The organism is Rhizobium sp. Root491 (assembly GCF_001427205.1).
Taxonomy (GTDB): Bacteria; Pseudomonadota; Alphaproteobacteria; order Rhizobiales; family Rhizobiaceae; genus Agrobacterium; species Agrobacterium tumefaciens.
The window spans coordinates 122,219-135,326 of record NZ_LMFF01000020.1; the positions used below are offsets into that span (position 1 = coordinate 122,219).

The window sequence follows — 13,108 nt, forward strand, 5'->3', positions numbered from 1 at the left end:
TGATTCCGAGCCAATGGTAGCAGCGTTTTCATGGAAAGCGCAAAACACCCTGAAATCCTCGAGACCTTTATGGGCGTACGCTCTCGTCTGATGCGCGTCATCTACCGTCGGGTCCATTGCCCGGCGACAACTGCCGATCTCCTTCAGGATACTTTTCTTCGCTTTTGGGAACGGCCGGGCCTGTTACGTGATGTTGTCGACCTGGCAGCCTATTTCATGATTACCGGCCGGAATCTTGCGCTTGATCACGAACGCCGCCGCAAGATCGCCCCCTTTGTCGACGGGATCGAAGGCCTTGAATCCATTCGTGATCCCGCACCATCTGCGGAAGCAGCTACCATCAGCCGTCAGGAACTGCTTCGCGTTCAGGCCGCACTGGAACACATGCCTGCACGCGCCCAGCAGGTTTTTATCCTCGCTCGTATTGACGGCCTGACATATGTCGAGATTGGCGAACGACTGGGAATATCGCCCAAAACGGTCTTTGGTCACATGGTCGTGGCGCTTGAGCGGTTGCGTGCAGAGGTCAACTACGAGCGCTAAAAGTCGCATGGCGGCTAAGAATGAGGCGGCGGATGCAGGATTTTTCCCTTCAGGAGCACTGTCCTGACAATGATCCAGAGATATCACGCCGTGCAGCCGAATGGTTCGCGCTGCTTCTCGATGACAGCGCGACACCACTCGACCGTGCCAATTTCAGGGTTTGGCTCGAACAAAGCCCGGCCCATGCGAGAGCCTATGCCGAACTGGAACGTTTGTGGCTTGGAGCCTCGGCCCTGCCAGAGGTATCAAGCCCTGCATCTGTCAGACGGCGAAAAATCCTCAAATCCGGCGGTGCACTTGCTATCCTGACCGCCGCCGGGCTTGGGACGCACGCATATTTAAGGCAGCAAACAGATTACCGGACGGGTGTCGGAGAGACCGCGCGCTTTTCCTTGCCCGACGGATCGGTTGCCGAACTGTCGACGGCGAGCGCCATATCGTTAAATTTCACGGCGGGCCAGCGACACGTCATTTTACAACAAGGCGAAGCGTTTTTCACGGTCGCTCGGGACGCTGCTCGACCGTTCTCTGTTGATTGTAGAGACCTTAGAGCTTTAGCGCTTGGCACTCAGTTTTCCGTTGGGATGCATGAGGAAGGTATCGTCGTTGCGGTTGCAGAACATACGGTAAAGGTCTCATCGTTGAGCCAAGAGCGGATCGTCCAGGAGGGACAGTCCGTGCTTTTCGCCAATGACAAACTGTCGGTGCCATCACAGACGGATATTGAGACGAGACTTTCGTGGCGAAGCGGAAGGCTCGTTTTCATCTCGGCTCCGTTCGAGGATGTCGTTGCTGCCCTGTCAAAATGGCGCTACGGCAAGATGATTGTCATGGACAGAGCCCTGGCCCGCCGGCCGATCAGCATCATCGTGGACGTGCGCAGGGCCGGTCGGATACTGGAAAGTCTGGAGCACGGCCTGCCTATCCGTATTGCCAGCTACTCGCCTTTGCTGACGTTGATCTATCCGCAATAAAAAATCAGAAAATCGACCGAGGTTTTTTCCAAGCTGAAACGTCCCCTGTTCAGAAGCCCGAAAATGCTCGGGTATTGGTCCGTTTGCAGGGGGCAAAACGAGTGACACAGAAAAACCAAGCCGGCGGCTTTCGCATGAGACTGTACCGTATAATGTTGTTGGCCGCCTGCGCCAGTTTCACCACCGTCGTCTTGTCAACAGGAGCAGTTGCTCAGACCGCCAAGAGCTACGAATTTGCGATCTCCGGTCAGCCCCTGTCGGCTGCGCTGGTGCGCTTCTCATCAGTGACCGGTATCGATGTCGCTTTTGACGGTCCTCTGCCGGCAAACCTGCGCAGCGTCGGAACAGCCGGAAATCTCTCGGCTGAGGGCGCGCTCAGACGTCTTCTCGCGGGCACAGGCCTGACCTTCCGATTTACGACCGCAAATACGGTCCTTTTGATCAACCCGCAAAACTCCTCGTCAAGCGCCAGTGCGGTTGGCGCGACAATCCTTGAGCCCATCGTTGTGCAGGGAGAGAACGCTCGTGGGCCTGTAGAGGGGTTTGTCGCCACACAGAGCGCCACAGCGACGAAGACGGGCACCTCACTCAAAGACACTCCACAGGCCGTCAATGTTGTAACGAAAGACCAGATTGCTGCTCAAGGTTCGACCACGCTGACCCAGGCTCTTCGCTATACGCCAGGCGTCATCAGCCAATATGGCGACGATTCCCGATATGACTGGTTTACGATACGTGGATTTCGACCAAGTCGATATCTGGATGGCCTGCGCCTACCGTTTGGATCGCGCGGCTATGCCCAGCCACGTGTCGAACCGTTCAGCCTCGAGCGCGCCGAAGTCCTGAAGGGTCCGGCATCGGTCCTCTATGGCCAGGGCGATCCCGGCGGTCTGATCAACATGGTATCAAAACGGCCGAGCGCAACTGCTCTCAATGAAGTGGAGATGCAGTTCGGCACCGATAAGCGTATACAGACAGCATTCGATCTCGGCGGTGGCGCTGGTGACGATGACAGTTTCCTCTACCGCATCGTCGGCGTCGGCCGGTTGACCGATACCCAGTATGACTATGTGCGCGAGAAGAAGGGATATATTGCGCCTTCATTCACTTTCAAGGCGGATGAGGGAACATCACTGACGGTTTACGGTAGCTATCAGCACATCGACTCTCCCGGCGGCGGCGGAGCGCCGGCGCTTCCCGCGAACGGCACACTCTATACCCGCATGTATCCGGAATTGCCCCGCAGTGCATTCCCAGGCGAACCGGGTTACGACCACTACAAGAGCGACCAGGCATCTGTCGGTTACGAGTTCGAACACGAAGTCGATGACACCTGGACCATCAGACAGAACCTTCGCTACTCCTATATCGGAACGGACACTCAGCGCGTTCAGCCCTATTGCCCGGCAGCCTGCAATCCCACGGCCTTCTACCGATATGCCTGGGCGTTTCCCGAAAGTGCCCGCGCCGTCACCGTGGACAATCAAGCGATCGGAAATTTCCAAACGGGGGACGTCGCTCATACCGCATTGTTCGGCCTCGACTATTCCTACGAAAGCAGCCGCTACGAAGAGTCCGCGCTTTCCCCAATTTTCACTCCCTTCAATGGACTTGACCCCGTCTACGGCGCAACGGCGATCACGCGCCCGCCGATCGCAACACGGATCGATCAGGACCGCAGCCAGATCGGGCTCTACGCTCAGGATCAGATGGAGTGGAACAATTTCGTGTTCTCGCTCGGTGGCCGCTACGACTGGGCAAATACAGATACGAGGACCCGGACGAGCGTCGCTGACAATCAGGTCGATCAGAGAGACGGCAAGTTTACCTGGAGGGCCGGCCTCGTCTATAATTTTGACAACGGTTTGTCGCCATACGCCGGCTACTCAACCTCCTTCAATCCGGCCAGCGGCACCGACCGTTTGGGTAACGCCTTCGAGCCTACTACCGGTGAACAGTTCGAGGTTGGGGTCAAGTACCAGCCCAACGGTAGCAACAGCTTCGTCACCCTTTCTGCCTATCACCTCACACAGGACAATGTCCTGTCGCCAGATACGACCCCCGGATTCACGAACTACAGTGTGCAGACGGGCCAAGTCAGGATGCGCGGTGTCGAACTTGAGGGCAAGGCGGAAATCACAGACGCGTTCTCTGTCTTGGCATCTTATGCATACACCGACAGCGAGATCACCAGAGCCAATCCAAATGCTGCCGGTATCAGCAACGAGGGCAATCGCTTTGCCTTTGTCCCACGCCAGCAGGCATCGCTTTGGCTGGACTACACACTGCAGACATCGACCATCTGGGATGGTCTGAGCTTTGGCGGTGGCGCCCGTTACACCGGTCAGACTTTTGGCGACAATGCCAACAAATTCGACATCCCCTCATACACCGTATTTGATGCTGCCGTTCGCTACGATTTCGGCAAGGCAGACCCGAAGCTGGAAGGTTTGAAGGCGTCGCTGAATGTCAGCAACATATTCGACCGCAAGTATGTCTCGACCTGCATTGCTGCGACGGGATGCTATTGGGGCGAGGGTCGCACCGTCTACGCTACTCTCAAGTATAGCTGGTAGGATTGTGTCTGACGCTCGTTACCCAAATCGTGATTACAGGCTGACGCGGCGGCAATTCACCGCCGGGTTGGCTTCCGTTTTCCTGCCAGCAGTGGCAACAGCAAGCACGGAAACGCATCGGCTCGCCGTGTTGGACTGGGGCTGGGCAGAAAGCCTTCTCGCTCTGGACTACAAGCCATTTGCTGTTGCCGAAGCCCCTCTTTACGGTGACCGCGTTGTAACACCTGCACTTTCGACAGACACGATCGACCTTGGCCTGAGATCATGGCCGAACGTTGAACTGCTAAGAGCCCTGAAACCCGAGCTGATCGTGTCTCAAGCCGGATATGGTATCTCTGCTGAACGTCTCGGCGCGATTGCTCCCACCCTTGCGCTGCCACTTTACGGCCCCGCCCGGCAACCATTGCTTGCCGCAGAACACGCCCTCAAGGAGATTGCACGTCGCATTGGCAGGGAAGAGCGTGCGACAGATTATTTGGAACTATCCTACGCGAGACTGAACGCGATAGCTCACAACGCAAAAGACTACGACGGGCGCGCCCTTTTGATCATCAAGTTTACGGATGACAGGCTTATCGATATCTACGGCGCAGGTGGCTTGTTCGATGATGTCCTGAAACGGATCGGCATTGCCAACGCATGGGATGGCAAGACCAATAACTGGGGCTTTGCAACGGCGGGATTGGAGGCGATCGCGCGCTATCCTGAAGCAAGACTGGTCATCATCGAGCCGGGTCCACCGGGCCTTTTTTTGCAAAGCGCACTATGGAACGCCTTGCCGGCCGTACGGAATGGTCGTGTATCGATGATTCCACCCACATGGGTATTTGGCGCGTTTCCATCAGCGATGCGGTTTGCCGAAGTCCTGCGGCAGAGTCTCGGCATCGCATGAGAAACCATTTCATCACCCCACCGCGCCTCGTTTTTACCATCACACTGGCAGCGATCGCGCTCCACGCCTTTGCCGTTGGTCACTATGTGGCGATCTCCGACATTCCAGGGGCCTTATGGCAGCCGGATCCAGCTTCGTTCGGCCAGATCTATGTCTATTTCTCGATTGTCCCACGGCTCCTCGTCGCTCTTCTGGCTGGTGGTGCGCTTGCTTTCACGGGTGTAATATTCCAGCAGCTCCTGAAAAACCCTCTGGCAGAACCCTCGACGCTCGGGATACTTTCTGGCGCTCAGTTGGCGATCACCCTTCTTTCCCTTTCTACAGTTGCAGTTACGGCAGGCGAGCGCGAGATAGCCGGGCTTGTGGGCGGCCTCGTCGCCGTAACACTCGTTGCGGGACTGGGAAAAGCTTCAAACTTCGCACCGATGACACTCCTTCTCTGCGGGATGGTGATCAGCTTTTCCGCCGGCTCGGCCTCCGTCATACTAGCCTTGTTTCACCACGAATATCTGCGCGGGGTGTTCATCTGGGGAAGTGGTTCACTCATCCAGAATGACTATTCCAACGCGACCGCATTGGCCTTGCGCATGATCGTGCTGATACCGCTGCTGTTGCTGTTCTTTCGACCGCTTTCAGTTATCGGTCTTGATGAAAGCCGTGCCCGCAGCCTCGGACTGTCCCCGGGCGGGTTGCGCGCGGCGGTACTGTTTATCGCAACCGTACTGTCGGCTGTTGTTGTAGCCCGCGTCGGCGTCATCGCGTTCGTCGGCCTTGCAGCCACCAACCTCGCCCGAATAGTTGGCGCTCGAACGCTCCGCCAACGACTGCTGTGGGGAGGACTGCTTGGTGCCGGCCTCCTGCTGCTCGCTGACAGTCTCGTGCTTGCTGGAGCGCCCGTCGTCGGTGAGGTGCCAACAGGTACCGCCACCGCAATCATCGGCGCCATAGTGATGTTGGTGCTCATCAAACATGTACCCCATTCCATTGACCAGCTTAACAGCAATGCCCTGAACCAAAGAGAGAACCCTCTGGCAGGCTGCTTTTTGCTGCCAGGTTCTCTTGCCATTGCTGCCGTTATCGCATTGTTCTCGCTCACCGAGAGCTTCATAGCTGGCGGGGTGGAAACATCCGTGTTGTTTGCCGGTCGATGGCCAAGGGTCCTGACCTCGGCAAGTGCTGGCGCAATGCTGGCCATTGCGGGTTCCCTCACACAAACGATCACGCGTAATCCCATAGCGAGCCCGGAAGGGCTCGGCATCAGCGCCGGAGCCGGACTGGGGATTATCGCAGCTTTCTTCGCCGGAGGAATGGCGTCGCCTATTTTGCCGCTTGCCGGCGGCATAACCGGTGCAGTCGCCGCGTTTGCGATCATTCTGCTTGTGGCAAAAGGGAAAAGCTATGCGCCTGGACCTGTTCTTCTGTCTGGCATAGCCATCAGTGCGCTCGCGACTGCGATAATTTCGCTCATTGTTGCCAGTGGCGATCCGCGCGCAAGTTACATTCTGGCGTGGACCATGGGTCCTACCTTTCGTGCGACCAGCTTCGTCGCGAGCATCGCTGCAGCGTTGGTTTTGATCGGGCTGGCCATCTCGCCACTCTTGCGCCGCCCGCTAGAGGTCTTGGCGCTTGGGGACAGCACTGCACGCTCTCTTGGACTCAATCCGGCGCGATCCCGCCTCGCGCTTTTGCTGTTCATTGCCGTCCTGACGGGAGCTGCGACCGTAATTGTCGGCCCGTTAAGCTTCGTCGGCATGATGGCACCGCACATCGCCCGAGCGGCCGGGGCACGCGGCCAAATCCTGACGCTTCTCACGGCGAGCGCGGTCGGCGCAACGCTGATGATCTCAGCCGACTGGTTGGGACGGGCTGCCGACTTTCCCTATGAGATTCCCGCAGGCGTCATCGCCGCCTTTATCGGGGGGCCATACTTTCTGTGGGTGATCCGCTCGCGGGGCAGACAAAGCCCCAGGCTCTAAAATGAGGTAACAGCCTTGGTTCAGATATCCGAAGACAGCAGAACGAGAACCATCTCGAGGATACCCCTTTTTGAGTTGGAGCGGGCCAGTTTCTCCGTCGGAACTCGGGTTTTGCTCGAACCACTGACAATAAGTTTGCCAGCACGGCGAATTATCGGCCTGATCGGGCACAATGGCTCTGGCAAGTCGACATTGATCAAGCTCCTGGCCCGCCAAAATCCACTGAGTGCTGGCAAGATTTCCTTTGATGGAAAAGACTTGCATGAATGGGGCAGCAGGCCATTCGCTCGTAAGGTGGCCTATTTGCCCCAGCAGGCGCCCGATACTGCAGGTATGCTTGTCAGCGAGCTAGTCGCGCTCGGACGATATCCATGGCACGGCGCTCTTGGCCGGTTTGGCCTTGAGGACAAGATGAGGGTGGAGGAAGCGATGAGGCTGACAGACGTGGCGCGTTATCGCGCCCGCTTCATCGACACGCTTTCAGGTGGGGAGCGGCAGCGGGTCTGGCTCGCGATGCTCGTTGCGCAAAACCCCGATTGTCTCCTCCTTGATGAGCCGACCTCGGCCCTTGATATCGCCCACCAGATCGACATTCTCACGCTTGTTCGCCGGCTCGTTGACGAGCGTGGACTTGGGGCCATTGTCGTGCTCCACGACGTGAACATGGCGGCTCGCTTTTGTGACGAAATCCTGGCACTTCATTGTGGAAAACTCATTGCACGTGGAGGACCAGAGGACATCGTGGCCCCGGATCAACTGCAAGCAATCTACGAGACCCGAATGGGCGTTATGCGCCATCCTGATAGCGGTCTACCGCTAGCATATCCACGCAGTTGAAAGGGTCAGAACCGGCGACGCCGTTATTAAGGCAGATGCGTGGAGACAACAGCGCCCGCATTTACTGCCCTTGCGTTCCGTCCTATGTCATTAGCTCCAGCTCGTGGCCTGGATGAACACCAAACTGCCCATCTATACTGTCGGAAAAATAATGCGAGCCTGCCTTCCGGTTTCCTGAAGAAGGCAGAGAAGTCCGCCGCCACATACCAACTCGAAAGGCTTGTCGGATGGGAAATGAGCAGATTTCCGTTTTCCAACGACAGGTCGACCCTTCCACATGATGGACATGCGGCGAGACAGCCACCATAGTGCCGAAAAAGAGCGGCGCGCCAGACAGACGCTCAACAGCGGTGCGTGCCAACGGACGGGGCTGAAATACCGGTGAAGGCCGAAGCTTTGCAGCAGTGAAGGAAGAGTTCTAAAAGTGGCCGTGCCGTGGTCGATAAAGGTTCGGCCTGCCTGCTGGCTCAGTTGAATGCCCTGCTACATTAACGAGTTGTACGTCGCTGGAGGATTTGGCTGATGAAAATGAAATTTCTCGGTGAGGCATTTTTCGCCTTGATGCTTTCCACCGCAGTCGCCTCCGCGCAGCAGGCGTCCGACACGGTGGCGCCCGAAAAAGCGACCGATATTGCCACTGCCAAACGCATCGAGGCAAAGAGCTTCATGGTAGCGGCGGCCAATCCGCTGGCGACTGAGGCAGGGCGTGATGTGATAGCCAGGGGCGGCAACGCCATCGATGCAATGGTGGCGGTGCAGGCCATGCTCGGCCTCGTTGAACCGCAGAGTTCCGGTCTCGGTGGGGGTGCCTTCCTCGTCTATTACGACGCAAAAAGCGGCAAGTTGACCACGTTTGACGGCCGCGAGACGGCGCCGATGGAAGCCACACCGAAGCTATTCCTGGATGACAAAGGTCAACCGCTAAAATTCATGGACGGAGTGGTCGGCGGCCGCTCTGTTGGCACGCCGGGAACGGTGCGACTTCTGGAGGAAGCCCACAAACGCTATGGAAAGGCCGAATGGGCAAGCCTGCTGAAGCCGGCGGAAACGCTGGCTACAGAGGGCTTTAAGGTGTCACCGCGTCTTGCCTCCCTGATCGCGTCCGAGGGAGACCGGTTGAAGAAATATACAGAACCCCGGTCTTATTTCTTTGACACCTCCGGGGCCGCCCTGCGGGCCGGCGTTCCTTTGAAGAACCCGGCCTATGCCGAGACGCTTGCGGCGCTCGCCAAAGGCGGCGCCGATGCCTTTTACAAAGGGCGAATTGCCGAGGCGATCGTCAAGTCTGTGCGCGAGGCGGCCGACAATCCCGGAGTGCTGTCGCTGGCCGATCTTTCCAACTATCGGGTCGTCGAGCGCGAGCCGGTCTGCTTTGCCTATCGTGCTCTTGACGTTTGCGGCATGGGGCCGCCGTCGTCGGGCGGAATCGCCATCGGCCAGATGCTCGGTCTGGTGGAAAATTTTGATCTCAAGGCGCTTGGGCCAAAAAATGTCGACAGTTGGCGCATTATCGGCGACGCCCAGCGTCTCGCCTTCGCCGACCGCGAGCGTTACGTCGCTGACACCGATTTCCTGCCGCTGCCGATCAAGGGCCTGTTGGACAAGACCTATTTGGGCGAGAGGGCAAAGCTGCTCGACGGCGATAAGGCGTTGACCAACGATGCCGTCAAGGCCGGCGAGCCGGAATGGGACCACGCGCTTCTTTTCGGCCGGGATACGGCGATCGAGTTGCCCTCCACAAGCCATTTTGTCATCGTCGACAAGGACGGCAACGTGGTCTCGATGACGACAACGATCGAAAGTGGCTTCGGCTCGCGTCTGATGACGAACGGCTTCCTGCTCAATAATGAGTTGACGGACTTTTCCTTCAAGACCCATGATGGCGGTCTGCCGATCGCCAACCGCGTTGAGCCAGGCAAACGACCGCGCTCCTCCATGGCCCCGACGATCGTGATGAAGGGTGGCAAACCGCTGCTCGCCATCGGTTCGCCGGGCGGCAGCCAGATCATCGGCTATGTAGCGCAGGCGCTGATCGCCTATATCGATTGGGGCATGCCTGTAGAGGCGATCGTCTCCCAGCCGCATCTCATCAACCGCTTCGGCACCTATGACATCGAGGCCGGTACAAGCGCGGAAGGTCTGGCAGGGCCACTGAAGGCGCTGGGTTACGAGGTGAAACCGGGCGAGATGAATTCCGGTTTGCATGCCATCGAGATAACCGCCGAAGGTTTGATCGGCAGCGCGGATCCACGACGCGAGGGAGTGGCGGCAGGGGAGTGAAACGCTCCGCCAGCGGAAAGGGCCTGAGAACAGGTCAACACGAAGGGTGTGTATCTCGCCAAGGGGCGCTAACACCTTGACAAGAACCTGCGGCCTCTCAATGCAATTGTCGATAACGGTGCACGATCTCTTCCAGATTGCGCGGGTGAGGCTGACGGTTTATCTGCAGCAATTACGTTCTTCCGGCTAACCACTACACGTGGGTTGCGACCACCGCTGTGTTTGACATACAGCCTGCAAACAGAAACTGACAGGCTGCGCTGTTCGAGCGCACGACACAAGAGGATATATGACCATGGCAACACCCCGACGACCGTCCAATCCGAAAGACGCAGCCGAGGCGCTGTTCAAACCGGCAAAGAAGGTCGCAGCGCCAGCCGTTGAACGGCCTGCAATTCCTAACACCAAAGAGCTTGTATCATTGAAAATCGACAGCGATGTGCTCGCGCATTTTCAAGCCGACGGTCCGGGCTGGCAAGAGCGCATCAACGATACCTTGCGAGCCGCAATGAATGCGTCCAAATAAGCTCTTGAAGAGTCCCGACCCCATGCCCCGTCAATAGCTGCCGCTTCTCGGCCTCGCGGCTCGTTGGGCAAGCGTGGCGCAATCATGCGCCATTCACAGTCAGCCCGGACCTCTGTCGAATCGAGAAGGCCTTCTCCGCGTTGAAGGCGCTCGTACCAGAGGTGGCCCAGTGAACGATCCCGCGACTGTGGGATAGCATCGAAAGGCCGGTTGATCTGGTCGAGCCACAAAAGCCTGGTCATATCGCAGGGCCTTTTCGACCACTCCGCGATTGAGGAGGAGTTACTTTGGCCAGTACTTGTTCACATACATCTGTGTCTCACGAAGCATGAAACGGGCACTGTCTTCGGCTCGGTCCTCCCAAGCGAAAACGCAATTTGAAAGGACACCATCGAATTTCATGTCGGCAAGAGTTGAGAAGAATACTTCCCAGTTGATCTCACCTTGGCCGAAGTCGGTGTGTTGATGGACGCGCACCTTCGCTCCAGGCGGATTTACAATGTAGCGCAGTTGCGAAGACTTGTTATGGTCATAGGTGTCTGCGAGGCGCACATGTGCAAGAAGCCCCTCGGTCGCTCGCAGGTTAGCAACCATGTCGGGACCGTAGAAGAAGGTATGGGGCGCGATGAACGATGACTTTACAGCCTTTGAATTGATCGTCTTGATGATATCGATGGCAGGGGCGATTTCCTCAATCCAGTCCTCTGGATGCGCTTCGAGCGAGAGGATCAGCCCTTCGCGCTCCAGAATTGGCACGAGGATATCCATCGCACGGAAAAACTGCCCCTCACACGTCTCCGGACGATGCAACCCACTGCGGTCATTCAGGCTTCGATCCGGGGATCCCCCTCGCCCGAACTCCGAGACCAACATCGGGCATTCCATCTCTGCCGCAATTTCGATGGCACGCTTCCAGTTCTCTATCGCCGTTTCCCACTCGTCTTGGTATGGGCTGGCCCAGCGGTACATTGGCTGCAGCGTTGCCAGGCCCACCCCATGGTCCTTGAGGGCCTTCTTGAAGCTCTTTACCCTCTCGGGATAAACCTTCGGACGCGTCCACCAGGAGAGAAAGTCCGGACGGGGTGAGAGCTCAACATAGTCGTATCCCAGCTCGGCGGTCTTTCGGCAAATTTCCTCCAGAGATAAATGACGGATCATGTGCGGATCGAGTGCGTGTTTCATCAAAACCTCCTGATAATATAAATTCGCCCCTTCACGGGAGCGTCGATGCGGACAAGCATCGCTTGCTGGACCACGTCGCGTGGGTGGCAATCATTTATGGAGCTGCGCCAATGGTGCTGCTCCCTCCATCGCGCTACCGATAATCGACCCAGACCCCGCCGAGATCGGCAGAACGAACGCAGTTCTCAACCCAGCGAACGCCCTCAACCCCTGCCGCAATCCCCGGAAACCGGAGGCTCGCAAGGCGTTCGCCATCGTTTTCGTTGCGCGCCTCCATAGCGATAGCAAAGCGGTCGTAGAGGTTAGCCCAGGCCTCGAAGAGACCCTCCGGATGGCCTGCACCGATACGATCGTCGGCAAGTGCCTTTGCGTGCAGGTAGCCCATGCCACGCTCAAGAATGCGTACCGGCTCGCCCTGAACCTCAAATCGTAGCTGGTTTGGCTGCTCGTCCCACCATTCGATCGAAGCCTTTGATCCGACGACGCGCACCTTTTGTCCATGCATGGAACCCGCATTGATGGCGCTCGACCAGACGGTGCCAAACGCGCCATTGTCATATTCCATCAGGGTCATGGCGTTGTCTTCGAGCGGTGCACGCGTCTTGACGAAGCTCTGCCGGGTGCACAGAAGCCGGTTGATACGGAGGTCGGGCAGGATGACCTCGGAAATATAAAGCGGATGTGTACCGATATCGCCGAGCACATAACTTGGGCCTGCGAATTTCGGATCGACGCGCCAGCGGGTCGCCGGGTTTTGAAGCTCGACAGCCTCGTTGTGAAACCCGTGGGCGAATTGCAGGTTGACCAGACGAATTTCCCCGAGCTCGCCGGCAGCAACGAGCTCGCGGGCATGCTCGATGACTTGGTGGCCGCTATAGCCGTAGGTCACTCCAACAATACGGCCGCGCTCTGCGGCGATACGCTGAAGATCCTCGGCCTCGGCCACCGTGAAGCACAGCGGCTTTTCACACACAACGTGCAGCCCGCTTTCCAGTGCAGCCTTGGTGATCTCGTAGTGGGTATTGTTGGGCGTTGCGATCGATACTGCCTCGATCCCATCCGGACGCTTTGCCTCCTCTGCGAAAAGCGCACGCCAATCGGCGTAGCATCGCGAAGGCTCGAGCCCCAGTTCAACACCGAAGGCGCGGCCGCGCTCGGCATCGAGGTCGAAGGCTCCAGCGACCAGATCGAAGTAGCGGTCACGCAGGGCGGCGCTGCGGTGAATATAGCCGATCTGACTGCCGCGACCACCACCCACCATAGCCCAGCGAAGAGGTCGTTTTGTCTGACGCGTTCCGTAAATCATGAGGTTTCTGTCCCGG

Annotated in this window: 10 protein-coding genes; 8 read left to right on the top strand and 2 right to left on the bottom strand. The window is 57.8% G+C overall.

Annotated elements, in window-relative coordinates:
• Positions 1-30 precede the first annotated feature (30 nt).
• The 8 genes from ASD46_RS25800 (at position 31) to ASD46_RS25835 (ending at position 10,604) form a co-directional block, all read left to right on the top strand.
• A complete protein-coding gene (locus tag ASD46_RS25800; RefSeq protein ID WP_003517117.1) occupies positions 31-543 on the top strand; it encodes an RNA polymerase sigma factor in 513 nt (170 codons plus the stop codon).
• A 32-nt stretch (positions 544-575) separates the two neighbouring features.
• A complete protein-coding gene (locus ASD46_RS25805) occupies positions 576-1,517 on the top strand; it encodes a FecR family protein (RefSeq protein WP_060643002.1) in 942 nt (313 codons plus the stop codon).
• Positions 1,518-1,651: 134 nt separating this feature from the next.
• Positions 1,652-4,093: a TonB-dependent siderophore receptor gene (locus ASD46_RS25810; protein WP_323455156.1), complete on the top strand. Its 2,442-nt coding sequence runs from the start codon at positions 1,652-1,654 to the stop codon at positions 4,091-4,093.
• A 4-nt stretch (positions 4,094-4,097) separates the two neighbouring features.
• Entirely contained in the window at positions 4,098-4,985 is an 888-nt protein-coding gene (locus ASD46_RS25815; protein ID WP_323455157.1) for an ABC transporter substrate-binding protein, read from the top strand.
• A complete protein-coding gene (gene fhuB / locus ASD46_RS25820) occupies positions 4,982-6,961 on the top strand; it encodes a Fe(3+)-hydroxamate ABC transporter permease FhuB (protein ID WP_060643005.1) in 1,980 nt (659 codons plus the stop codon). The genes ASD46_RS25815 and fhuB overlap by 4 nt, the downstream gene beginning before the upstream one ends.
• 111 nt (positions 6,962-7,072) lie before the next feature.
• Positions 7,073-7,798: an ATP-binding cassette domain-containing protein gene (locus tag ASD46_RS25825; protein ID WP_025591605.1), complete on the top strand. Its 726-nt coding sequence runs from the start codon at positions 7,073-7,075 to the stop codon at positions 7,796-7,798.
• A 522-nt stretch (positions 7,799-8,320) separates the two neighbouring features.
• On the top strand, positions 8,321-10,078 hold the full coding sequence (gene ggt, locus ASD46_RS25830; protein ID WP_060643006.1) for a gamma-glutamyltransferase: 1,758 nt from the start codon (positions 8,321-8,323) through the stop codon (positions 10,076-10,078).
• Positions 10,079-10,373: 295 nt separating this feature from the next.
• Entirely contained in the window at positions 10,374-10,604 is a 231-nt protein-coding gene (locus tag ASD46_RS25835; protein ID WP_060643007.1) for a BrnA antitoxin family protein, read from the top strand.
• A 282-nt stretch (positions 10,605-10,886) separates the two neighbouring features.
• Here the strand turns inward: ASD46_RS25835 and ASD46_RS25840 are convergent, their stop codons facing one another.
• Both ASD46_RS25840 and ASD46_RS25845 read right to left on the bottom strand, forming a co-directional pair.
• The gene (locus ASD46_RS25840) at positions 10,887-11,786 is read right to left on the bottom strand and encodes a sugar phosphate isomerase/epimerase family protein (RefSeq protein ID WP_060643008.1); all 900 of its coding nucleotides are present in this window, start codon (positions 11,784-11,786) and stop codon (positions 10,887-10,889) included.
• Between the two features lie 133 nt (positions 11,787-11,919).
• Positions 11,920-13,092 (bottom strand): Gfo/Idh/MocA family protein, encoded by a 1,173-nt coding sequence (locus ASD46_RS25845; RefSeq protein ID WP_013637506.1) that lies wholly within the window; start codon positions 13,090-13,092, stop codon positions 11,920-11,922.
• Between the last annotated feature and the right edge of the window lie 16 nt (positions 13,093-13,108).

What these genes read in the sequence shown, in the direction of transcription:
- ASD46_RS25800 (WP_003517117.1), top strand. Translation starts at nt 31, where the DNA reads ATGGAAAGCGCAAAACACCCTGAAATCCTCGAGACCTTTATGGGCGTA.
- ASD46_RS25840 (WP_060643008.1), bottom strand. Translation starts at nt 11,786, where the DNA reads ATGAAACACGCACTCGATCCGCACATGATCCGTCATTTATCTCTGGAG.
- ASD46_RS25835 (WP_060643007.1), top strand. Translation starts at nt 10,374, where the DNA reads ATGGCAACACCCCGACGACCGTCCAATCCGAAAGACGCAGCCGAGGCG.
- ggt (WP_060643006.1), top strand. Translation starts at nt 8,321, where the DNA reads ATGAAAATGAAATTTCTCGGTGAGGCATTTTTCGCCTTGATGCTTTCC.
- fhuB (WP_060643005.1), top strand. Translation starts at nt 4,982, where the DNA reads ATGAGAAACCATTTCATCACCCCACCGCGCCTCGTTTTTACCATCACA.
- ASD46_RS25810 (WP_323455156.1), top strand. Translation starts at nt 1,652, where the DNA reads ATGAGACTGTACCGTATAATGTTGTTGGCCGCCTGCGCCAGTTTCACC.
- ASD46_RS25845 (WP_013637506.1), bottom strand. Translation starts at nt 13,092, where the DNA reads ATGATTTACGGAACGCGTCAGACAAAACGACCTCTTCGCTGGGCTATG.
- ASD46_RS25805 (WP_060643002.1), top strand. Translation starts at nt 576, where the DNA reads ATGCAGGATTTTTCCCTTCAGGAGCACTGTCCTGACAATGATCCAGAG.